This window comes from Azospirillum sp. B2RO_4 (assembly GCF_051124815.1).
Lineage (GTDB): Bacteria > Pseudomonadota > Alphaproteobacteria > Azospirillales > Azospirillaceae > Azospirillum.
The window spans coordinates 2,572,512-2,591,774 of record NZ_CP118485.1 but is presented as its reverse complement, the minus strand read 5'-3'; the positions used below and the strand labels follow the sequence as shown (position 1 = coordinate 2,591,774).

Genomic DNA, 19,263 nt, shown 5'->3' with positions numbered 1-19,263 from the left:
CGGTGACCGAACCACGCCGCCAAATGTCGCACCCGCTTCCGGCGTCCCGCCCGGCGGGTGTATCCTGAAAAGCGCCTCCGGACTCGATCCGGGGGCGCTTTTTTCATGAACAGCCATCTCCCGACGGAGTCCGCCCCGTGCAGCATGCGATGCCGACCGCTTGTCCGGACTTCGATTTCGGGCGTCCTCCCTTCGACCTGCTGACGGAGGGGCAGCGCGCGGTGCTGGCCGGCGCGCTCGACATCGCGCTTTATCCGCGCGACACCGTCATCCTCAGCCGGGAGGAACCGGCCGACGCGCTGTATGTCGTGCTGCGCGGCGCCGTCCAGGAACGCCGCGGCGGCGAGGTGGCGGCGGTCCACGGTCCGGGCGACCGGTTCGGCCTGCAGGCGCTGTACGCCACCGCGGGGGACGGAGCCGGCGTGACCGGCGCCCGCCGCTTCGTCACGGCGGAGGAGTGCGCCTGCCACCTGATTCCGCGCGCGGCGCTGGAGGCGCTGGCCGCCGAGAACCCGGCGTTCGGTGCCGCCATTCTCGGCGATTTCGCCCAGCGCATGCGCGCTCTGGCCGCCTTGCGCTCCAACCGCGAGATGGCGGCGCTGACCATGGCCCGCATCCGGCAGGCCTATCTTCACCCGCCGCTGTTCGTCGATGCCGCCGCCAGCCTGCGCGACGCGGCCGAGGCGATGCGGCAGAACCGCGCCAGCAGCGTGCTGGTGCAGGGCGCGGATGGCACGACCGGCATCCTGACCGGCACCGACCTGCGCGATCTGGTGGTGCTGGACGGCCGGCCGGTGACCGATCCGGTCGGGCCGCTCGCCCGCTACGGCCTGCTGACGCTGGATCGCGACGACCTGCTGTTCAACGCGCTGGTGCTGATGACCAAGCATGCGGTGCGCCGAATCGTGGTGACGGAAAACGGCGCCATCGTCGGGCTGTTGGGGCAAAGCGACCTGCTGGCTGTGCTGTCCAACCATTCCCAGGTCATCGGGGTGCAGGTGGAGCATGCCACCGATCCCGCCGACCTGCGCCGGGCCAGCCGCTCCATCGTCGAGCTGATCCGCACCCTGCACGCCACCGGCGTGAAGGTCTCCTTCATCGCCGATCTGGTGACGGAGTTGAACCGCCGCATCTTCCGCAAGCTGTTCGAACTGCTGGCCCCGCCGGAACTGCTGGCCAACAGCTGCCTGATCGTGATGGGCAGCGAGGGGCGCGGCGAACAGCTGCTGAAGACCGACCAGGACAATGGCCTGATCCTGCGCGACGGCTTCGACTGCCCCGATCTGCCGAGGATCGCCGCCGACTTCACCCGCCATCTGGTCGAGTTCGGCTATCCGCCCTGTCCCGGCAACATCATGGTCTCCAACCCGGAGTGGACCCGGCCGCTCGCCGGCTACAAGGACGCGCTGTTCAACTGGGTCCACCGCCCGGACGAGGCGGCGCAGATGAACCTCGCCATCTTCTACGACGCCGCTCCGGTGGCCGGCGACGCCGCGCTGCTGGCCGAGGCGAAGGATTATCTGTTGAGCCGCCTGCAGGACAACCAGATGTTCTTCACCCAATTCGCCCGGCCGACCCTGTCCTTCGACACGCCGAGCGGCCTGTTCGCCGCGCTGTTCGAGCGGCGCCGGGCGGAGCCGGTCGACATCAAGAAGGCCGGCATCTTCCCCATCGTCCACGGCGTCCGCGCGCTGGCGCTGGAGAAGCACCGGGCGGAGACCAACACGGTGGAGCGGATCCAGGTGCTGGCCGAGCTGGGGGCACTGGACCGCAAGATGGCCGCCGATCTGGTCGAGGCCTTCACCATCCTGTCGACCATCCGCCTGAAGGCGCGCGTCGACCTGCCGCAAGAAAACGAAGGGGGGGAGGAGGGGGCGGACCTGGCGATCGACAATCTCGTCCACCCCGACCGGCTGGGCAAGCTGGACCGCGACCAGTTCAAGGACTGTCTGGCGCTGGTGAAAAGCTTCAAGGAGCTGATCGCCCACCATTTCCGCCTGAATCATTGAGGCGGCGACGATGGGACATCCCGATCACGGCGACACCGACCGGCGCGAGCGCGTGGCGATCCATTGCGAGGCGACCAGCTTCGATCCGGAGGCGGCAAGACCACTGGCCTTCGCCGCCATCCGCATCCGCGGCCCCCGCATCCTGACCGGCAGCGCGCTGCTGCTCCATCCCGGTTGCGACACCGGTCTGGCCGAGGCCGGCGACCTGCTGCACACCTTCATCGGTGACCGTCCGCTGGTGGGCTACTACCTCGACTTCTCCGTCACCATGGCGGAGCGCCTGACCGGGCGGCCGCTGTCGGATGAGCGGACGGAGGTGTCCAGTCTCTATTACGCCCGCAAGATCCGCGGCATGTCCAAACAGGCGGTCGATCTGCGGCTGGACAGCATGGTCCGCGACCTCGACCTGCCGGTCCGGCCCGACGGCGCCTTCGGCATCGCGCTGACCGCCGCCATGGCATGGCTTCGGCTGATGCAGGACGGGCGCTGAGAGATCAGAACCCGAGTCGCTCCACCGCGACGGCACGGTCGTGGGTCAGCGACGGGACCATGGCGCGGGCCTCCGTCACGCGGTCGAGGTCGAGGTCGGCGGTGATGAAGCCGACATCGGTGCCGGCATCGGCCAGAACCTCGCCCCACGGCGCGATCAGCAGGGAATGGCCGTAGGTCTGGCGGCCCTGGTCGTGGCTGCCGGTCTGGGCCGGAGCGACGACGAAGCAGCCGGTTTCGATGGCGCGGGCGCGCAGAAGCGTGTGCCAATGGGCCCGGCCGGTCGGCACGGTGAAGGCGGCCGGCACCGTCAGGATCGACGCCCCCGCCTGGGCCAGCGCCCGATACAGATAGGCGAAGCGCACGTCGTAGCAGACCGTCATGCCGATGCCGCCCCAAGGGCTGGCCGCCACCACCGCCCGCTCGCCCGGCTGGAAGGTCGCCGATTCGCGATAGGATTCGCCGTCCTTCAGCGTGACGTCGAACATGTGGATCTTGTCGTAGGAGGCGACGACCCGCCCCCCGGCATCGAAAAGGTAGCTGCGGTTGGCGGCGCGCCCGTCATCGAGCAGGACATGCAGGGTGCCGCCGAGAATCCAGGCACCGGTCTCCCGCGCCAGATCGGCGAAGACGGGGATGCCGGGATGCTCCGACTCGGTGCGCACGCGCTCCATGGTCTTGGCGCGGCCCTGGACGATCCAGCCGACATTCTCCGGCAAGGCGATGAAATCTGCCCCGGCGTCGCGGGCGCGGCGGACGAGGTCGCCCGCCGCCCGCAGGTTCGGCTCAAGCTCCGTGCCTGCATTCACCTGGACGCAGGCGGCCTTCAGCTTGCCGCCACCGGCATGTTCGGGCAGGCCGTCGCTCATGCGGCGATGCCGAGCAGCGGGTCCAGCTTGCCGGCGCGGTCCAGCGCGTGGATGTCGTCGCTGCCGCCGTAGGGCTTCCCGTCGATGAAGATCTGCGGGACGGTGGTCCGGCCCTCCGACCGCTCGATCATCTCGCTGCGGCGGCCCGGCTGGGCGTAGAGGTCGATTTCCTCGTATGTCACGCCCTTGCCGTCGAGCAGGCTCTTGGCCCGCATGCAGTAGGGACAGAAGGGCGTGGTGTAGATGACGACGTCGGCCATGCCACTGGGCTCCTGTTGCAGGTGGAGAAACTATAGGATCAACCTGCGGGAGGCGCCAGACGTTGCAACCCGCGCCGAACGCCGGTCAGCGTCGCCGGGCACGCCCCTTTTCAAGCGTCAGCGGTGCACCACGCGTGCCAGCGTCAGCACGTCGACCCGCGCCGCGCCGGCACGCCGCAGGACCCGCGCACATTCCGCCAGCGTCGCCCCGGTGGTCATCACGTCGTCGATCAGCACCAGACGCTGTCCGGTCACCGACTGCCCAGGCCGCAGGCGGAAGGCGCCCTTGACGTTGCGGTGGCGGCCCTGGCGGTCCAGTCCGCCCTGGGTCGGGGTGGACCGATGGCGTTGCAGCAGGTCCGGAACGGCGGGGACGCCGCAGTGGCGCGACAGCGCCTGCGCCAGCAGGGCCGCCTGGTTGTAGCGGCGGTGGAACAGGCGGGCACGGTGCAGCGGCACCGGCAGCAGCCGGTCGGCATCCTCCAGCAACTCCCGCCCGGCGCGGGCCAGCCAGACGCCGTAGGCCTTGGCGGCATGGATGCGGTCGCCATGCTTGAAGCCCAGCACCAGCGGCCGGCTGCCGTCGTCATAGGCCAGGACGGCGCGGGCGCGGGCGAAGGGCGGCGGGGAGGCCATGCAGGAGCCGCACAGCGTTCCCTCCTGCGCCTCATATTCGAAAGGGAGCCCGCAGCAGGCGCACAGGGGTGGGGCGATGAAGGTCAGTTTGACCCAGCAGGCGGCGCACAGGCCCCCCTGCCGGTCCACCGCCTCGCCGCAGCTGAGGCAGCGCGGCGGCAGCAGCGCGTCGAGCAGCAGGGTCGCCGCGCCTGCCGCGGTGCGGCCCAGTCCGGACAGGATGGCGGATGGCTGCATCGCCGCCGCCCCGGTCACTGCAGCATGGCGATGCGTTCGAAGATCACGCCGGTATAGTCGCGCAACGCCAGATAGATCGCCGGGCCGGTGACGAACAGGATCAGCAGCGTGGCGAAGAATTTGGTGTCCTGCTGCAGCGACGATTCGTTGATGTTGGTGGCGCTCTGGAACAGCATCAGCCCGGCCGACAGCAGGGCGGTGATGCCCAGCGGCGGCAGCGCGATCTTCAGGATGACCATCAGCGCTTCGTGGCTGACGGCGATGGCCTCGTCGATGCCCATTCCAATGCCTGTGCGGGTGGTGGCGTGGAGAAGGTGGCGCGGAAATGCTGTCTGGGCTGCGAGTGTAGCACGGTTGCCGCGCCGACGGGCTGGGGTATAGTGCGGGCATGACAAGCCCCGACAGCATGACCGTCTTCGACCGCGCGCTGGTCCGCCGCCGCCGCGACCGCGCCGTCGCCGAATTCACCGACCATTCATTCCTGTTCGAGGAGATCGCCGACCGGCTGGCCGACCGGCTGGAGGACGTGATCCGTCCCTTCCCGCTGGCGCTCGACGTCGGCTGCCACGACGGGGCGATGGGGCGCATCCTGAAAGGCCGCAAGGGCATCGAACGGCTGGTCGCCTGCGACCTGTCGCCCGACTTCGCGCGCGCCGCCCTCGCGCCCGGCAATCCGACGGTTGCCGCCGATGAGGAGTTCCTGCCCTTCGCTCCCGGCAGCTTCGATCTGGTGGTCAGCAATCTCAGCCTGCACTGGGTCAACGACCTGCCGGGCGCCCTGGTGCAGATCCGGCAGGCGTTGAAGCCCGACGGCTTCTTCTGCGCCTCCATGCTCGGCGGTCAGACTCTGGCCGAACTGCGCCGCTGCCTCTTCGAAGCGGAGATGGAGGTGTCGGGCGGCGTCTCCCCCCGCGTGTCGCCCTTCGCCGAGATCAAGGACGCCGGCGGGTTGCTGCAACGCGCCGGCTTCGCCCTGCCGGTGGTCGACAGCGACGTCATCACCGTGACCTATTCCGACGCCTTCGCCCTGATGCGCGAACTGCGCGGCATGGGCGAGACCAACGCCGTGCTGGCCCGCCGCAAGGTTCCGGCAACCCGGTCCATGCTGTTCGACGCGGCCCAGCGCTACGCCCAGCTCTATGCCGAGCCGGACGGGCGGATTCCGGTGACCTTCGAGGTGCTCTATCTCGCCGGCTGGTCGCCGCATGAAAGCCAGCAGCAACCGCTGAAGCCCGGCAGCGGACAGATTCCGCTGGGCGACGCGTTGAAGGGCGGCGGCATCCACTGAAACATGGCGAGGGGCCGGTTTACGCAACCAGCTTCCACGCCATCCAGCCCAGAACCCCGGCGTTCACCAGCATGATCGCCGGAGCGACCCGGGCGACGGCGGTCCGCCAGGTGCGGCCGGCGATATGGCCGGCCAGCCCGACCGCCAGCAGGCTCGGCACCGTGCCGAGCGCGAAGGCGGCCATGCCGAGCGCGCCGGTCAGCGCGCTGCCGCTCGCGGCCGCCACCGCGATGGCGCCATAGAGCATCCCGCAGGGGATGAAGCCCAGCGCCACCCCCAGCCCATAGCCGCGCCAGCCGGTCGGATTGCCGAACAGCGGCCGGGCGAGGCCGGACACCCGGTCGCTCCACCAGCGCTGCAGCCTGTTGCCGCCCAAGGACGGGATCCTGGGCAGCCAGGACAGGACGTTGCGCACGGCATAGCCGAGGAAGAACAGCGCCGCCAGCGCCAGCAGCGCCACCGACAGCCAGCGCAGGCCGGGAAGCGCGCCGACATGGCCGGCGACCGAGGCGGACAGCGCGCCGATCAGCGCATAGGTCGTCGCCCGGCCGGCATGGTAGGGCAGCACGGCGGCTCCGGTCAGGCGCCGGAACTCCGACATCGCCGACAGCGGCACCCGCTCCAGCCGTGCCGACACCTGGGCCAGCACGAAGGGGCCGCACATGCCGGTGCAATGGGTGGTGCCGCCGACCAGCCCGGCGGTCAGCAGGGCCAGCAGCAGCCCGCCGTCGCGGTCGATGACCACGGCACACTGGTTCAGTCCGGCATCCAGCAGCGACAGCGCGTCCAAGACAAGGCCTCTCCGGTTCGGGAACTCGCGGCGATCATAGGGGGATGGGGAGGGCGGCCCAATGACGTGCGTCAATGGTGGAGGCGCGCTTTCGGGGGGTGTGGGGGAAAGCGACCGGGGATGGTTCCACCCGATTTTCTGTGACGGTCGCTTAACCCCACGGCCCTCACGCCAGCAGGCGGGCAATGGGCGGGCGGCTGGGGTGGAGGACGACGCCGTCGTCGGCCGGTTCGACCTTCGCATCCGGATAGGCGGCCAGCGCATATTGCAGGGCCTGGACGAAGCGCGGCTTGAAATGCTTCATCTGGTCGTAGCCGGCGCCGAACTGGGCATAGAGCGACGGCCAGGAGATCGGCTGCGGCCGGCTCAGCGAATGCAGGCGGTAGGCCAGCCAGACATAGAGGTCGAGGCTGAGCGAGCGGTCCTTCAACTGCCGCACCGCCTCCTCCAGAAGCGGCACCGGATGGTCGCGCAGGGCCTGGAAGAAGGTCTCGTCCAACTGCACCACGTCATTCCACAGCGTGCCCTGGCGGTCGTCGCCGAGGTCGTCGTGGAAGATCAGCCCGCGCTTGACGATGCCGCCCTTCTCGAACACGTCGGCGTCCTCGCCGTCCCAGAAGAATTTCAGGGTGCAGGCGGAAATGCGCAGCGACTGCTCGCGGAAGCCGCGGAAGGTCTCACCGCCGACGCTGATCCCCATCCGGGTCAGCCAGTCGCGCATGGAGCGGCCGAGTTCGACCTCGCGCCGGCCGGTGCGCACGGCCTGGGTCTGCAGATAGATGAGAATCATGCGTGCCCGCGCGCCGTAGGGGACGCCGAACAGCTTCATCTTGCCGTTCACCTTCAGCCGGCCCGGTTCGACCAGCAGCGTCACCTGATGCCCGCGCTTTTCCCAGGGAACGTCGTCGGCCAGCTTCTTGTGTGGCAGGCTGGTCAGGCAGAAGCCGCTGTAGGTGATGCCGAGATGCTGGTTCTCGTCCGCCAGGATGTCGGCGGCGATGTCCACCAGCGTCCGCTCCTCCGGCCGGACCAGGGCGCGCGCCTTGTCCCGGCCATGTTCGATCACCAGCCTGTGTATGTCGCCCATGGCAGCCTCACCCGGATGTTGTGGCATCCTGGGGAGCGGCGGGCGATGGAGTCAACGTGGGGTTAGGCGACCGGGCTAGTCGACAGTTAGTTGTTAGACTTATTAGTTGAGTCGCCGCTTATCCCCATGGGGAAAGCCCGAGTCGCGCCGCTTTTCCCCACGTTCCCGACGCTTTTCCCCACGGGGACCGGGGTGGAAAAAGGGTTCCGGTCGCTTTTCCCCACGGGCCGCGAGGGACGACTCGCGGTGGTTGCGGAGGGACTCGGGGGCAGTGGAGCGGTCGCTTAACCCCACGGGCGGGACAATGCCGTTGCCCCCTCCCTAACCCTCCCCCGCCCTCTGCCGGCCGAAGGCCGGTCCGATCGCGGGAGACGGAACTCTGCCGTTCATGCACTCACCCCCCTCTCCCGCGAAGCTCTCGCACAACGCTCTGCTTTGTGCTGACGCGACAGGCGGACCGGAGGTCCGCTGAGAGCGGGGGAGGGTCGGGGAGGGGGCATTCGAAGCCGAAGCGTCGTCAATGGCTCATCAACACGGGAACCGTCATGTGCCGCAGCATGAAGCGGGTCATGCCGCCCAGCACCAACTCGCGGAAGCGGGAACGGCCGTAGGCGCCCATCACCAGCAGGTCGCAGCTTTCGTCGGCCGCCATGTTCAGCAGCGTGTCGCCGGGCTCCACAACATCGGTGGCGACATGGGTGGCCTCGACGCGGCAGCCGTGGCGGGACAGGTGGCGGGCGATGTCGGCGCAGGGCTCGTCGCCCAGCCCGTCCATGCCCGGCTTCGGATTGGCGGCCATCACCACCACGCGCTTGGCGGTGCTCAGCAGCGGCAGGGCGTCACCGACGGCGCGCGCCGCCTCGCGGCTGCCGTTCCATCCGACCAGGACCCGTTCGCCGATGGTGGCGAAACGGCCGGCATAGGGCACAACCAGAAGCGGTCGGCCGCATTCGAACAGAAGATCGGCCGGCTGGGCGACGGGCTGGTCGCGGTCGCGGTCCGGATCGGGCTGGCCCACCACGATCAGGTCGGCATAGCGGCCGCGCACCGCGGCGGTGATGGTCGGATCGCCTTCCTGCGCCAGCCATTCGGACCGGTCGGTCAGGCCATGGTGGTGCATGGCCTCGTCGAAGGCCGCCGCCATCCGGTCCGTCTGGTCCTTGCGGCTCTGTCGGCGGCTGTCGCGCAACTCCTGCGGGATTTCGGCTTCGATATAGCCGGGGAACACCATGTCGGTGAAGGCATAGAGCGCGGTCAGATGCGCATCGCACCGGGTCGCGATCCGCGCAGCAAGGTCGAGACGTGCCGCGGACGCGGGCGTATCATCGACGACGACCAGGAAGTCCTTGAGAGCCATGGCGTTGTTCCTGCCCAAATTTGTGATCGTTGCCGTTATCGTCGGGGGTTGTACGACCATGCGGTGCCGATCGGGGCGACATCCCCCGGCCGCGTTGGCCCCACTTGTATTGGCAGTATAAATCCGACCGGCCCGGCCGCCGCCTTTCCATTCCAGGGCACAGCCATGCCCTTGCCGCGTTCCTGCACCGCACAAAAGCGACCTGTGGTCGGACTTCCGGTCGAAGGTGCAATCCCAGGCCGCAAGTGGTGTGGCAAAGAACGCAGATAATTCCAGTGCTCTTTCGCAGCGGAACGGAAAAAGCCGGATTGTGTGCTTTGTTTTGCTGCAACCGCGACTTGAATGAATACTATGATATGCCCATGGTCATCGCCATGTGTCTCCGTTGCATCGCCTGTAGAAATGTCCAAGCTCTGTTGCACTATGGCAGCTTTGGTTTTGACGGGCGGGTGACACTTCGCGTAAGTGTTGGGTATCGATTTCCTGATGAGTACCCCACTCTATCCTCGCCATGAGTCCAGATCCCCGAATCTCCGCGCTGGCCGACGCTTTATCGGGTGCCGCTTCCGGTGCGCCGGGGCTTGACGCCCTGCGTCAGATTCTCGACGCCATGACGGTGAAGGTGGCGTTGATGGACCCGCAGCGGCGGCACATCTACGCCAACCGCGCCTATCTGGAGATGATGGGGACGACGCTGGACAAGGCGGTCGGCGGCACCATCGGCGAGCTTTTGGGGCCGGAGCTTCTCCGCAACACGCAGGCGGCGGCAGAGCGCGCGCTGGCGGGCGAGACGGTGCAGACCGAAGGCTGGATCACCCAGGCCGACGGCCAGCAGCGCTACGTGATGCGGCTGCACGCGCCGCACCGGGCGGAAGACGGCGCCATCACCGGCTATTTCGTCATCCTGCAGGACATGACCGAGCGACGGCAGGTGCAGGACGACCTGTTCCGCCTCGCCTACTACGACCCGGTGACCGGGCTCGCCAACCGCCTCATGCTGCTGAAGCACATGGCGGACTATCGCAACATGGGCGAGCCCTTCACGCTCGTCATCCTGGACATCGACCGCTTCGCCGAAATCCGCAGCAGCATGGGGCAGGGCTTCGCAAACGAGCTGCTTGACGGTCTGGCGCAGCGGATGGCGGCGCAGGCCGCGTCCTTCGATCTGATCGCGCGTGTCAGCGACCATGCCTTCGCCATGCTGGCCGGCGGCGTCTGCGACCGGCCGGCGCTGGAAAGCGCCATCGAGGAACTGGCTGCGGTGGTGCGCTCGGCCCGCTCCAGCTCGGGCGGCACCGTGTTCCTGTCCGCCAGCATCGGCGTCGCCGTCTCGATGCCGACGCACGAGCGCCCCGACGACGTGCTGCGCGATGCAGAGATCGCAACCGCCCGCGCCCGTGAGCAGGGCGGCGGGCGGCAGGCCTGGTTCGATCCGGCGATGCATTCCCATGTGGTCGAGCAGGTGCGGCTGGAACACGATCTGCGTGGGGCGCTGGACTGCGGCAACGACCTGTGGGTCGCCTACCAGCCGATCGTCGAGATGGTGACCGGCGGTCTGGCGGGGTTCGAGGCGCTGATGCGCTGGACCCATCCCGAACGCGGCAACATCCCGCCCGGCATCTTCATCCCGATCGCCGAGAGCACCGGTCTGGTGGTATCGCTCGGCACCTGGGTGTTGCGGCAGGCCTGCCTGCAGATCGCGGAGTGGCAGGACCGCCGCGAACCGGGCTCCGCCCCGCTGTTCATGAGCGTCAACCTGTCCAGCCACCAGCTGTCAGACCCCAACTTCGTCCAGGTCGTGCGCGAGGTTCTGCGCGAAACCGGGGTGGAACCGTCCTGGATCAAGCTGGAGCTGACGGAAAGCGCGGTGATGGACAAGGCGGAACAGTCGATCCGCCTGCTGCGCGATCTGCGGGCGCTGGGCATCAAGCTGTCGATCGACGATTTCGGCACCGGCTATTCGTCGCTGTCCTACCTGCACAAGCTGCCGATCGACAGCCTGAAGGTCGACCGCTCCTTCGTCTCGGCCATGCACCAGTCGGAGGAAAACCGCGCCATCGTCCGCATCATCATGGATCTGGCACGCCTGCTGGGCTTCGACGTGATCGCCGAGGGCATCGAGACCAGCGCCGACGCCAACCTGCTGCGCGCGCTGGCCTGCGACTACGGACAGGGCTACCACTTCGCCCGCCCCTTGCCGTCGGCGGAGGCGGGCAAGCTGGTCGGCGGAGAACTGCCGTGGCAAATGCCGCGGTGAGGGTGGCGGCCTGAAGCCGCCACCTCGGGCTTACTTCCCCCGGACGAACTTCGGCGTGCCCGCCGCGCTGGGCAGCAGGCGGATGGCGTAGGGGCTGGTGCGCATCTGCGCCACCGCCTGGGCCGGACCCGGCACGCTCTCGTGATAGCCGACGATCAGGTCGGCGCCCTTCTGCTGCACGCTGTCGATGGCGACGCCATAGCCGGCCGTATCGCGCGGCCCCAGGAAGACCGCCACCGCCATCCGGCCGCCGGGCAGGGAGGATGGGGCCGGCTCGCCGACCCGCGCCCACAATGCGCTCCATTCGCCGGCGTCGCGGGCAACGACATAGGCGCGCTCGGCGGCGCTGCTGTGGTCGCCCCGCCAGCCGGTCCCGGCCTCCGCCTGGGCCGGCAGCAGGTTGCCGTCGGCACGGTCGCTGCCGCCTTGACAGGCGGCCAGAAGCAGCGCGGGCGTGAACAGCAGCGGGATCAGGCGGAGACGGAACGGCATCTTCATGGGACGGTCAGGCGCTCCGCGGCAGGATCGTCTCGACCAGCGAGGCCCAATAGCTGGCGCCGGTGGTCAGGATCGCGTCGTTGAAGTCGTAATGCGGGTTGTGCAGGCGGCAGGAAGGTCCGCGATGGCCGCCATGGCCGAGCCAGATGTAGGCGCCCGGCCGCTCCTTCAGCATGTACCCGAAATCCTCCGCCGCCATGGTCGGGTCCGGCGCCCAGACCACATTCTCGTCGCCCACCACCTTGGCGGCGGCAGCGGCGGCGATGCGCGCCTCGGCCTCGCTGTTCACCGTGGCGGGATAGCCGGGACGGAAGCGCAACTCGGCCTTGGCCCCCAGCCCCTCGGCGATGCTGGAGACGAGGCGGGTGAACTGCTCCTGGATGCGGCGGTGGTTGTCTTCGGAGAAGGTGCGCATGGTGCCGAGCATCCGCGCGCTGTCGGGGATGACGTTGGCCGCGGTCCCGGCCTCCACCACCGTGATCGACACCACCGCACTGTCGGCCGGGTTGGTGCCGCGGCTGACCAGGCTCTGCGCCGCGGTGATGATGTGGGCCGACACCAGCACCGGGTCGATGCCGCGGTGGGGCATGGCGGCGTGGGCGCCGTGGCCGGTCACATGGATTTCGAACTGGTTGGCCGCCGCCATCACCGGGCCGGGATGCACGGCGATCTGGCCGGCCGGCAGTTCCGGCCAGTTGTGCAGGCCATAGACCTGCTCGCAGTCGAACTGCCGGAACAGCCCGTCGTCGATCATCCGCTTCGCCCCGCCCAGCCCTTCCTCGGCCGGCTGGAAGATGAAGTGGACGGTGCCGTCGAAGTTGCGCGTCTCCGCCAGATAGCGGGCGGCGCCCAGCAGCATCGTCGTGTGCCCGTCATGGCCGCAGGCGTGCATCTTGCCGGCATGGCGCGAGGCATGGTCGAAGTCGTTGGCCTCCGGCATCGGCAGCGCGTCCATGTCGGCGCGCAGGCCGATGGTCCGGCCGCTGCCGGTGCCCAGCCCCTTCAGGGTGCCGACCACCCCGGTCCCGCCCAGGCCGCGATGCACCGTGATGCCGAATTCCGCCAGCTTCGCGGCGACGATGTCGGAGGTGCGCTCCTCCTCGAATCCCAGTTCCGGGTGGGCATGGATGTCGCGCCGCCACGCGGTCATGTCGTCCTGGAAGGCGGCGATGCGGTTGTTGATCGGCATGTCTCTAACGTCTGGTTGGAACGGCTTGATGGCGTTCAGGGGAACTGGCGGGAGATGGTGTGCAGGCAAGTAAGATGGGGCGTTCGCCCGAAACCGGCCAGATCGGGGCGGGTTCCCGGACGTGGCGGCGCCAGTCTGGCCGATTTGCGTGGCGAACGCCAGCGACAGCGAAGAGCAATTCCGGGACTTAAAACGGCGCGGCTCCGCCGCACGCGAACAGCGCGGCGCAGCCGTCGGGCTTGACGATCCGCGTGGCCGACGGCGGGTTCGCCGCCAGCTTCGACGCCGGACGGATCGGCCGCCGCACCAGTTCGCCCCCGCAGTTAGGGCAACGCTCCCCCGGCAGACGGGCGCGGCAGTCGGCGCAGAAGGTGCATTCGAAGGAGCAGATATAGGCGTCCGGCGCCTCGGGCGGCAGGTCGCGGTCGCAGCATTCGCAGTTGGGGCGCAGGTCCAGCATGGCGTGGTCTCCGGTTCAGGGATGCGCCATGGAGGATAGCGGGAGTTTCGGCGGCCGGTGAGTGGCGTAAATGCCGATGGGCGTCAAGATCCTGCCAAAGCGCTGCGCCCCGGCCGGCAGAGGCAGCCGCTACCGTGGTTCAGCCCGCGACGAGCGCCGCCAGGACCTCGGACGCCAGCAGGCTGGGATTGACCGGCTTGGCGATGACGCGGGTCACGCCCAGCTTGGCGAAGGCGGCGGAGGTCAGCTGGGACGGCACCTTGTCGTCGATGGCCGACAGGATGACCACCGGCATCTCGGGACGCAGGGAGCGGGCGGCCTTGATCACCTCGAACCCGTCATGATCCGGCATGATGATGTCGGTCAGGACAAGGTCGAACTTCTGCACATACAGGATGCCGATGGCCTCCGTGGCGCCGGCGCACAGGGTCAGGTCATGACCTTCGCGCGTCAGGATCGCGCGGATCAGGTTGCGAGTGACCGGATCGTCGTCAACCACAAGCAGCTTGGCCATGCCAGTTCCCGTCGCCCAGTTCCAGTCATTTGGATGCCGCGCGCAGATATAGCCTGAACTTCGGCATAAGCCAGAGGTCCTAGTCAATAGTATGGGCGCCATTCCGCGTGTCAAAATGTCACGCGGCACCCAGTTCCGGTCATTTGGATGCCACGCTGTGAGAAACAGACCGGTTCCGACCCGCCGGCCTTGGAATGCGTTGTCCGTTTGGGGTAGTGTCCGCCCGCACCCCACGGACCAACAACGAGCAGACGCAAGACCGATGTTGCTTCCCAACGCCGTCCGCCGAATTGCCGGGGCCGCCTTTGCCGGTTCTGTCCTGTCCACCGTTTTCGCCGCCGGGCTTTTTGCCTCCGGTATGGCTGCCGCGCCGGCCGCTGCGGCCGATCCGCGCCATCTCGGCACCTTCAAGGACTGGAACGCCTTCGTGTTCGAGGAGAAGGGGCAGAAGGTCTGCTACATCTCCAGCCAGCCCAAGAAGACGGAGCCGAAGGCGAAGCGCGGCGACATCTATACGCTGGTCACCCACCGTCCGGCCGAAAAGGCCCTGGACGTCGTCAGCGTCATCGTCGGCTATCCGTTCAAGAAGGGCAGCGAGGCCGAGGTCGACATCGACGGCAAGGACTTCAAGCTGTTCACCGACGGCGAAACCGCCTGGGCCCGCGATGCCGACGGCGACCGCGCCGTGACCACGGCGATGCGCGACGGCAAGCAGATGGTGGTGAAGGGTGTGTCCAGCCGCGGCACCAAGACCACCGACACCTACAGCCTGACCGGCGTCACCCAGGCCTATGACGCCATCAACGAGGCCTGCGGCGTGAAGCGCTGATCGCCACAGCGCTTTACTTGGTCTTTTTCCCCTCGAGTCTTTTGACTCCGTGCGCGCATGGCCCTATGTAATGGGGCCATGAGCGCCTCCAATCATGCCTCCGCCTTCGTTCCGCCGGCGACCGATGCCGACGGACGCAAGAACCTTGTCGGCCTGTCCCGCGAAGAGCTGGAAGCCGAGATGCTGGCCGTCGGCCTGGAAAAATTCCGGGCGCGCCAGCTCTGGCACTGGATCTATCACCGCGGCTCCACCGATTTCGCCGAGATGACCACGCTGGCCAAGCCGGTGCGGGAAAAGCTGGCCGACGCCTACATCGTGGCGCGGCCGACGGTGGTGAAGGACCTGAAGTCGGCGGACGGCACCCGCAAGTGGCTGCTGCGCATGCCCGACGGGCAGGAGGTGGAGAGCGTCCACATCCCCGAGGAGGACCGCGGCACGCTCTGCGTCTCCTCGCAGGTCGGCTGCACGCTGACCTGCCGCTTCTGCCATACCGGCACGCAGCGTCTGGTGCGCAATCTGGATTCGGCGGAAATCGTGGCCCAGGTGATGCTGGCGCGCGACATGCTGGGCGAATGGCCGGCGCCGCCTGACGGGCGCATGCTGTCGAACATCGTCATGATGGGCATGGGCGAACCGCTGTTCAATTACGACAACGTCGCCAAGGCGTTGAAGATCGTGATGGACGGCGACGGCATCTCGATCTCCAAGCGGCGCATCACGCTGTCGACTTCCGGCGTCGTGCCGATGATGGAGCGCTGCGGCGAGGAGCTGAACGTCAACCTCGCGGTCAGCCTGCATGCGGTGACCGACGAGCTGCGCGACATCATCATGCCCATCAACCGCAAATATCCGCTGCGCGATCTGATGGAGGCCTGCCGCAACTACCCCGGCCTGTCGAATGCCCGGCGCATTACCTTCGAATACGTGATGCTGAAGGGGATCAACGACTCGCCGGCCGACGCGCGGGCGCTGGTGAAGCTGCTGGAAGGCATCCCGGCCAAGATCAACCTGATCCCCTTCAACGAATGGCCGGGCGCGCCGTACGAGCGGTCGACCGCGCGGGCGATCCAGGTCTTCGGCGACATCGTCAACAACGCCGGCTACGCCAGCCCGGTGCGCACCCCGCGCGGCGAGGACATCATGGCCGCCTGCGGCCAGCTGAAGAGCGCCAGCCTGCGCCTGACCGCCGCCGAACGCGCCGCCATCGCCAACGTCATCGCGGAGAAGGACGCGGCGCTGGTTTCGTGAGGGCAGCTTCCTGACAGTGCGTCACCCCCCGGTAATTGCGGAGGGCGACGCGGTGTGACAGGGTGTCGCCACGTCCGCCAACCAGATCCGGTCCAAGCATCGGCATGCCCGCCCCCATCGAGGACATCATCGCCAAGGCGATCAAGGACGCCGACAAGTCCTTCTTCAACGAGGATTACGCCAAGCAGGCGAAGGCCGTGACCGCCGCGCTGAAGAAGGCGGGGTACGAGGTGGCGCCGGTGAAGCCGCCGCCGGGGCTGGTCGAATGGGCCAAGGACAACATTCCGTTCGGCCGTCTCAGACCGGCGGAACTGATTACGCAGATGTACTCGATGATGGTCGAGAACGTGCGCCGCTTCGACAAGTAGCAGGGGCCCAAGCGCGGCGGTCTCCGACTGGCCTCATTCGCTGGTAATACCACAGAACCGGAAGGCCGTTTCTTTTCAGCCACTTCCCGCGCTGCGCCAAAATCGTCACACCAGCACTTTCGGCCACCCCCCGCCGTTGACTCGGCTGCTGCGGGAGCGTAATTCATTGCGCCAACCAATAGGACGGGACAGCCGTCTTAAAAAGGGCACGCACCACCCAGCCGCCGCGGCAATCGTCATGTTGCGCCGCGTCCGGCCGCGAACAGAGGACGACGCAATGGCAAACGGCAGCGGTCGGCCGCTCTCCCCGCATCTTCAAGTCTACAAACTCCCGTTGACCGCAGTCATGTCCATCACGCACCGCATCACGGGCGTCGGGCTGGCTGTCGGCACGCTCCTGCTGGTCTGGTGGCTGGTCGCCGCCGCCGCCGGTCCGGCGGCGTTCGCACGCGCGCAGGGCTTCATCGGGTCGTTCTTCGGCCTGCTGCTGATGTTCGGCTGGTCGGCGGCGCTGTACTACCACCTGTGCAACGGCATCCGCCATCTGGTCTGGGACGCCGGCAAGTCGTTCGAGCTGACCGATGCCGACCGCAACAACAAGGTCGTCCTCGGCGCGACGGCGGTGCTGACCGTGCTGACCTGGATCGTCGGCCTGGCCGTGTGGTGAGGAGATAAGACATGGCGTCCAATAGCAAGACCCTCCGTTCGCCGCTGCAGGTCGCGCGCGGTCTGGGTTCCGCCAAGCATGGCACCGAACATTGGTGGTCGCAGCGTCTGACCGCGATCGCGCTTGTCCCGCTGACCGTCTGGTTCGTCTTCGGCGTCATCGGCCATCTCGGCGCCGATCACGCCGGGTTCATCGCCTGGATGAAGTCGCCCTTCTCGGCCGTCATGATGGTCCTCACCGCCGTGGTCGTCTTCCACCACGCCCAGTCCGGGCTGCAGGTGGTCATCGAGGACTACGTGCATGTGGAATGGCAGAAGATGGCGCTGATCATCGGCGTCAAGTTCCTGTCCTTCGCCCTGGCGGCGGCCTGCGTGCTGGCCGTCGTGAAGATCTTCATCGGAGCCTGACGACCATGGCGACCGCCTACAACATCATCGACCACACCTATGACGTCGTCGTCGTCGGCGCCGGCGGCGCCGGTCTGCGCGCCACCTTCGGCATGGCCGAAAAGGGCCTGAAGACCGCCTGCATCACCAAGGTGTTCCCGACCCGCTCCCACACCGTGGCGGCGCAGGGCGGCATCTCCGCCGCGCTCGGCAACATGGGCGAGGACGACTGGCGCTACCACATGTACGACACCGTGAAGGGGTCGGACTGGCTGGGCGACCAGGACGCGATCGAGTACATGTGCCGTGAGGCCATCCCGGCGATCATCGAGCTGGAGCACTATGGCGTGCCCTTCTCGCGCACGCCGGAAGGCAAGATCTACCAGCGCGCCTTCGGCGGCATGACCGCGCAGTACGGCAAGACCCAGGCCTACCGGACCTGCGCCGCCGCCGACCGCACCGGCCACGCCATCCTGCACACGCTCTACCAGCAGTCGCTGAAGCATGAGGCGGAGTTCTTCGTCGAATACTTCGCGCTCGACCTCATCATGGAGGACGGCGTCTGCAAGGGCGTGCTGGCCTGGAACCTGGACGACGGCACGCTGCACCGCTTCCGCGGCCAGATGGTCGTGCTGGCGACCGGCGGCTACGGCCGCGCCTACTTCTCGGCGACCTCGGCCCACACCTGCACCGGCGACGGCGGCGGCATGATCCTGCGCGCCGGCCTGCCCCTGCAGGACATGGAGTTCGTGCAGTTCCACCCGACCGGCATCTACGGCTCCGGCTGCCTCATCACCGAGGGCGTGCGCGGCGAGGGCGGATACCTGACCAACTCCAACGGCGAGCGCTTCATGGAGCGCTATGCCCCGTCGGCCAAGGATCTGGCGTCGCGCGACGTCGTGTCCCGCTCGATGACCATCGAGATCCGCGAAGGCCGCGGCGTGGGTGAGCACAAGGACCACATCCACCTCCACCTCGAGCACCTGCCGCCGGAGATCATCCACCAGCGCCTGCCCGGCATCGCCGAGACGGCCAAGATCTTCGCCGGCGTGGACGTGACCAAGGAGCCGATCCCGGTTCTGCCGACCGTCCACTACAACATGGGCGGCATCCCGACCAACGTTCACTGCGAGGTTCTGTCGCCGACGGCGGAGAACCCCGATCAGGTGGTGCCGGGCCTGATGGCGATCGGCGAGGCCGCCTGCGTGTCGGTCCACGGCGCCAACCGCCTGGGCTCCAACTCGCTGCTCGATCTGGTGGTGTTCGGCCGCGCGGCCGCCATCCGCGCCGCCGAGGTCGTCAAGCCGGGCAAGGCCACCTCGGTCAAGGCCGACAGCTGCGACAAGGCGCTGGAGCGGTTCGACCGCATCCGCAACGCCAAGGGCACGATCAAGTCGGCCGACCTGCGTCTGGAGATGCAGCGGACGATGCAGAACAACTGCGCCGTCTTCCGCACCGGCGAGGTCCTGGACGAGGGCGTGAAGAAGATCGACGCCGTCTATGCCAAGAAGGGCGAGATGGCGATCTCCGACCGTACGCTGGTCTGGAACTCCGATCTGGTCGAGGCGCTGGAACTGGACAACCTGCTGGGTCAGGCGGTCGCCACCCTGCATTCCGCCCAGAACCGTCCGGAAAGCCGTGGCGCCCATGCCCGCGAGGACTATCCGAACCGCGACGACGAAAGCTGGATGAAGCACACCGTCATCTGGGTCGCGGACAACGGCGAGACGAAGATCGATTACCGCCCGGTCCATATGTACACCCTGACCGACGAGGTCGAGGTCTTCCCGCCCAAGGCCCGCGTGTACTAAGGCCCGCCGGATAA

21 protein-coding genes are annotated in these 19,263 nt (G+C 67.9%); 10 read left to right on the top strand and 11 right to left on the bottom strand.

Annotated elements, in window-relative coordinates:
- The first annotated feature begins 137 nt into the window (after positions 1-137).
- Both PWS46_RS12440 and PWS46_RS12435 read left to right on the top strand, forming a co-directional pair.
- Positions 138-2,009, top strand: a complete 1,872-nt coding sequence (locus tag PWS46_RS12440) for a DUF294 nucleotidyltransferase-like domain-containing protein (RefSeq protein ID WP_434615603.1) — start codon at positions 138-140, stop codon at positions 2,007-2,009.
- A gap of 10 nt (positions 2,010-2,019) precedes the next feature.
- Positions 2,020-2,499: a DNA polymerase III gene (locus PWS46_RS12435; RefSeq protein WP_434615600.1), complete on the top strand. Its 480-nt coding sequence runs from the start codon at positions 2,020-2,022 to the stop codon at positions 2,497-2,499.
- A gap of 4 nt (positions 2,500-2,503) precedes the next feature.
- Here the strand turns inward: PWS46_RS12435 and PWS46_RS12430 are convergent, their stop codons facing one another.
- From PWS46_RS12430 to PWS46_RS12415, 4 genes are all read right to left on the bottom strand, one after another.
- Complete coding sequence (locus PWS46_RS12430) at positions 2,504-3,367, bottom strand: carbon-nitrogen hydrolase family protein (RefSeq protein ID WP_434615597.1); 864 nt, start codon at positions 3,365-3,367, stop codon at positions 2,504-2,506.
- On the bottom strand, positions 3,364-3,627 hold the full coding sequence (gene grxC, locus PWS46_RS12425; RefSeq protein ID WP_014248998.1) for a glutaredoxin 3: 264 nt from the start codon (positions 3,625-3,627) through the stop codon (positions 3,364-3,366). The genes PWS46_RS12430 and grxC overlap by 4 nt, the downstream gene beginning before the upstream one ends.
- Positions 3,628-3,744: 117 nt before the next feature.
- Positions 3,745-4,500 carry a ComF family protein gene (locus PWS46_RS12420; RefSeq protein ID WP_085090464.1) on the bottom strand — a complete coding sequence of 252 codons (756 nt, stop codon included), beginning with the start codon at positions 4,498-4,500 and terminating at the stop codon, positions 3,745-3,747.
- Positions 4,501-4,514: 14 nt separating this feature from the next.
- Positions 4,515-4,781, bottom strand: coding sequence for a flagellar biosynthetic protein FliQ (locus PWS46_RS12415; protein ID WP_434615592.1), 267 nt, complete (start codon positions 4,779-4,781; stop codon positions 4,515-4,517).
- A gap of 107 nt (positions 4,782-4,888) precedes the next feature.
- Here PWS46_RS12415 and PWS46_RS12410 point away from each other — a divergent pair, with 107 nt between their 5' ends.
- Positions 4,889-5,788, top strand: coding sequence for a methyltransferase domain-containing protein (locus PWS46_RS12410; RefSeq protein ID WP_434615590.1), 900 nt, complete (start codon positions 4,889-4,891; stop codon positions 5,786-5,788).
- A gap of 19 nt (positions 5,789-5,807) precedes the next feature.
- On the opposite strand, the gene PWS46_RS12405 is transcribed toward PWS46_RS12410, so the two are convergent.
- The 3 genes from PWS46_RS12405 to PWS46_RS12395 form a co-directional block, all read right to left on the bottom strand.
- Positions 5,808-6,578 carry a sulfite exporter TauE/SafE family protein gene (locus PWS46_RS12405; RefSeq protein ID WP_434615587.1) on the bottom strand — a complete coding sequence of 257 codons (771 nt, stop codon included), beginning with the start codon at positions 6,576-6,578 and terminating at the stop codon, positions 5,808-5,810.
- A 166-nt stretch (positions 6,579-6,744) separates the two neighbouring features.
- A complete protein-coding gene (locus PWS46_RS12400) occupies positions 6,745-7,665 on the bottom strand; it encodes a replication protein RepA (protein ID WP_085090460.1) in 921 nt (306 codons plus the stop codon).
- A 517-nt stretch (positions 7,666-8,182) separates the two neighbouring features.
- Complete coding sequence (locus PWS46_RS12395; protein WP_434615584.1) at positions 8,183-9,022, bottom strand: universal stress protein; 840 nt, start codon at positions 9,020-9,022, stop codon at positions 8,183-8,185.
- A gap of 511 nt (positions 9,023-9,533) precedes the next feature.
- Between PWS46_RS12395 and PWS46_RS12390 the strand changes: the two genes are divergently transcribed.
- Positions 9,534-11,279 carry a putative bifunctional diguanylate cyclase/phosphodiesterase gene (locus tag PWS46_RS12390; RefSeq protein WP_434615581.1) on the top strand — a complete coding sequence of 582 codons (1,746 nt, stop codon included), beginning with the start codon at positions 9,534-9,536 and terminating at the stop codon, positions 11,277-11,279.
- A 30-nt stretch (positions 11,280-11,309) separates the two neighbouring features.
- Here PWS46_RS12390 and PWS46_RS12385 read toward each other — a convergent pair whose 3' ends face one another.
- The 4 genes from PWS46_RS12385 to PWS46_RS12370 form a co-directional block, all read right to left on the bottom strand.
- On the bottom strand, positions 11,310-11,777 hold the full coding sequence (locus PWS46_RS12385) for a protease complex subunit PrcB family protein (protein ID WP_434615578.1): 468 nt from the start codon (positions 11,775-11,777) through the stop codon (positions 11,310-11,312).
- A 7-nt stretch (positions 11,778-11,784) separates the two neighbouring features.
- Positions 11,785-12,966 (bottom strand): M20 aminoacylase family protein, encoded by a 1,182-nt coding sequence (locus PWS46_RS12380; RefSeq protein ID WP_434615575.1) that lies wholly within the window; start codon positions 12,964-12,966, stop codon positions 11,785-11,787.
- Between the two features lie 187 nt (positions 12,967-13,153).
- Entirely contained in the window at positions 13,154-13,426 is a 273-nt protein-coding gene (locus tag PWS46_RS12375) for a DUF1272 domain-containing protein (protein ID WP_434615572.1), read from the bottom strand.
- Between the two features lie 139 nt (positions 13,427-13,565).
- Positions 13,566-13,940, bottom strand: a complete 375-nt coding sequence (locus tag PWS46_RS12370; RefSeq protein ID WP_109076094.1) for a response regulator — start codon at positions 13,938-13,940, stop codon at positions 13,566-13,568.
- 262 nt (positions 13,941-14,202) lie between these two features.
- On the opposite strand from PWS46_RS12370, the gene PWS46_RS12365 reads away from it, so the two are divergent.
- The 6 genes from PWS46_RS12365 to sdhA all read left to right on the top strand — a co-directional run bounded on the left by PWS46_RS12365 (position 14,203) and on the right by sdhA (position 19,249).
- Complete coding sequence (locus PWS46_RS12365; RefSeq protein ID WP_434615569.1) at positions 14,203-14,769, top strand: invasion associated locus B family protein; 567 nt, start codon at positions 14,203-14,205, stop codon at positions 14,767-14,769.
- A gap of 78 nt (positions 14,770-14,847) precedes the next feature.
- A complete protein-coding gene (gene rlmN, locus PWS46_RS12360; RefSeq protein WP_434615566.1) occupies positions 14,848-16,017 on the top strand; it encodes a 23S rRNA (adenine(2503)-C(2))-methyltransferase RlmN in 1,170 nt (389 codons plus the stop codon).
- 104 nt (positions 16,018-16,121) lie between these two features.
- Positions 16,122-16,385 (top strand): hypothetical protein, encoded by a 264-nt coding sequence (locus PWS46_RS12355; protein ID WP_014248979.1) that lies wholly within the window; start codon positions 16,122-16,124, stop codon positions 16,383-16,385.
- 277 nt (positions 16,386-16,662) lie between these two features.
- Complete coding sequence (sdhC, locus tag PWS46_RS12350) at positions 16,663-17,052, top strand: succinate dehydrogenase, cytochrome b556 subunit (RefSeq protein ID WP_434615563.1); 390 nt, start codon at positions 16,663-16,665, stop codon at positions 17,050-17,052.
- 11 nt (positions 17,053-17,063) lie between these two features.
- Positions 17,064-17,459 carry a succinate dehydrogenase, hydrophobic membrane anchor protein gene (gene sdhD, locus PWS46_RS12345; protein WP_149197749.1) on the top strand — a complete coding sequence of 132 codons (396 nt, stop codon included), beginning with the start codon at positions 17,064-17,066 and terminating at the stop codon, positions 17,457-17,459.
- A 5-nt stretch (positions 17,460-17,464) separates the two neighbouring features.
- A complete protein-coding gene (gene sdhA / locus PWS46_RS12340) occupies positions 17,465-19,249 on the top strand; it encodes a succinate dehydrogenase flavoprotein subunit (protein ID WP_434615558.1) in 1,785 nt (594 codons plus the stop codon).
- The last annotated feature ends 14 nt before the right edge of the window (positions 19,250-19,263 follow it).

Excerpts from the sequence above, each read along its gene's own strand:
- PWS46_RS12410 (WP_434615590.1), top strand. The coding sequence starts at position 4,889 with ATGACAAGCCCCGACAGCATGACCGTCTTCGACCGCGCGCTGGTCCGC.
- PWS46_RS12390 (WP_434615581.1), top strand. The coding sequence starts at position 9,534 with ATGAGTCCAGATCCCCGAATCTCCGCGCTGGCCGACGCTTTATCGGGT.
- PWS46_RS12385 (WP_434615578.1), bottom strand. The coding sequence starts at position 11,777 with ATGAAGATGCCGTTCCGTCTCCGCCTGATCCCGCTGCTGTTCACGCCC.
- PWS46_RS12400 (WP_085090460.1), bottom strand. The coding sequence starts at position 7,665 with ATGGGCGACATACACAGGCTGGTGATCGAACATGGCCGGGACAAGGCG.
- grxC (WP_014248998.1), bottom strand. The coding sequence starts at position 3,627 with ATGGCCGACGTCGTCATCTACACCACGCCCTTCTGTCCCTACTGCATG.
- rlmN (WP_434615566.1), top strand. The coding sequence starts at position 14,848 with ATGAGCGCCTCCAATCATGCCTCCGCCTTCGTTCCGCCGGCGACCGAT.
- PWS46_RS12435 (WP_434615600.1), top strand. The coding sequence starts at position 2,020 with ATGGGACATCCCGATCACGGCGACACCGACCGGCGCGAGCGCGTGGCG.
- PWS46_RS12420 (WP_085090464.1), bottom strand. The coding sequence starts at position 4,500 with ATGCAGCCATCCGCCATCCTGTCCGGACTGGGCCGCACCGCGGCAGGC.
- PWS46_RS12430 (WP_434615597.1), bottom strand. The coding sequence starts at position 3,367 with ATGAGCGACGGCCTGCCCGAACATGCCGGTGGCGGCAAGCTGAAGGCC.
- sdhA (WP_434615558.1), top strand. The coding sequence starts at position 17,465 with ATGGCGACCGCCTACAACATCATCGACCACACCTATGACGTCGTCGTC.
- PWS46_RS12415 (WP_434615592.1), bottom strand. The coding sequence starts at position 4,781 with ATGGGCATCGACGAGGCCATCGCCGTCAGCCACGAAGCGCTGATGGTC.
- PWS46_RS12375 (WP_434615572.1), bottom strand. The coding sequence starts at position 13,426 with ATGCTGGACCTGCGCCCCAACTGCGAATGCTGCGACCGCGACCTGCCG.
- PWS46_RS12355 (WP_014248979.1), top strand. The coding sequence starts at position 16,122 with ATGCCCGCCCCCATCGAGGACATCATCGCCAAGGCGATCAAGGACGCC.
- PWS46_RS12380 (WP_434615575.1), bottom strand. The coding sequence starts at position 12,966 with ATGCCGATCAACAACCGCATCGCCGCCTTCCAGGACGACATGACCGCG.
- sdhC (WP_434615563.1), top strand. The coding sequence starts at position 16,663 with ATGGCAAACGGCAGCGGTCGGCCGCTCTCCCCGCATCTTCAAGTCTAC.
- PWS46_RS12395 (WP_434615584.1), bottom strand. The coding sequence starts at position 9,022 with ATGGCTCTCAAGGACTTCCTGGTCGTCGTCGATGATACGCCCGCGTCC.
- PWS46_RS12365 (WP_434615569.1), top strand. The coding sequence starts at position 14,203 with ATGTTGCTTCCCAACGCCGTCCGCCGAATTGCCGGGGCCGCCTTTGCC.
- PWS46_RS12370 (WP_109076094.1), bottom strand. The coding sequence starts at position 13,940 with ATGGCCAAGCTGCTTGTGGTTGACGACGATCCGGTCACTCGCAACCTG.
- sdhD (WP_149197749.1), top strand. The coding sequence starts at position 17,064 with ATGGCGTCCAATAGCAAGACCCTCCGTTCGCCGCTGCAGGTCGCGCGC.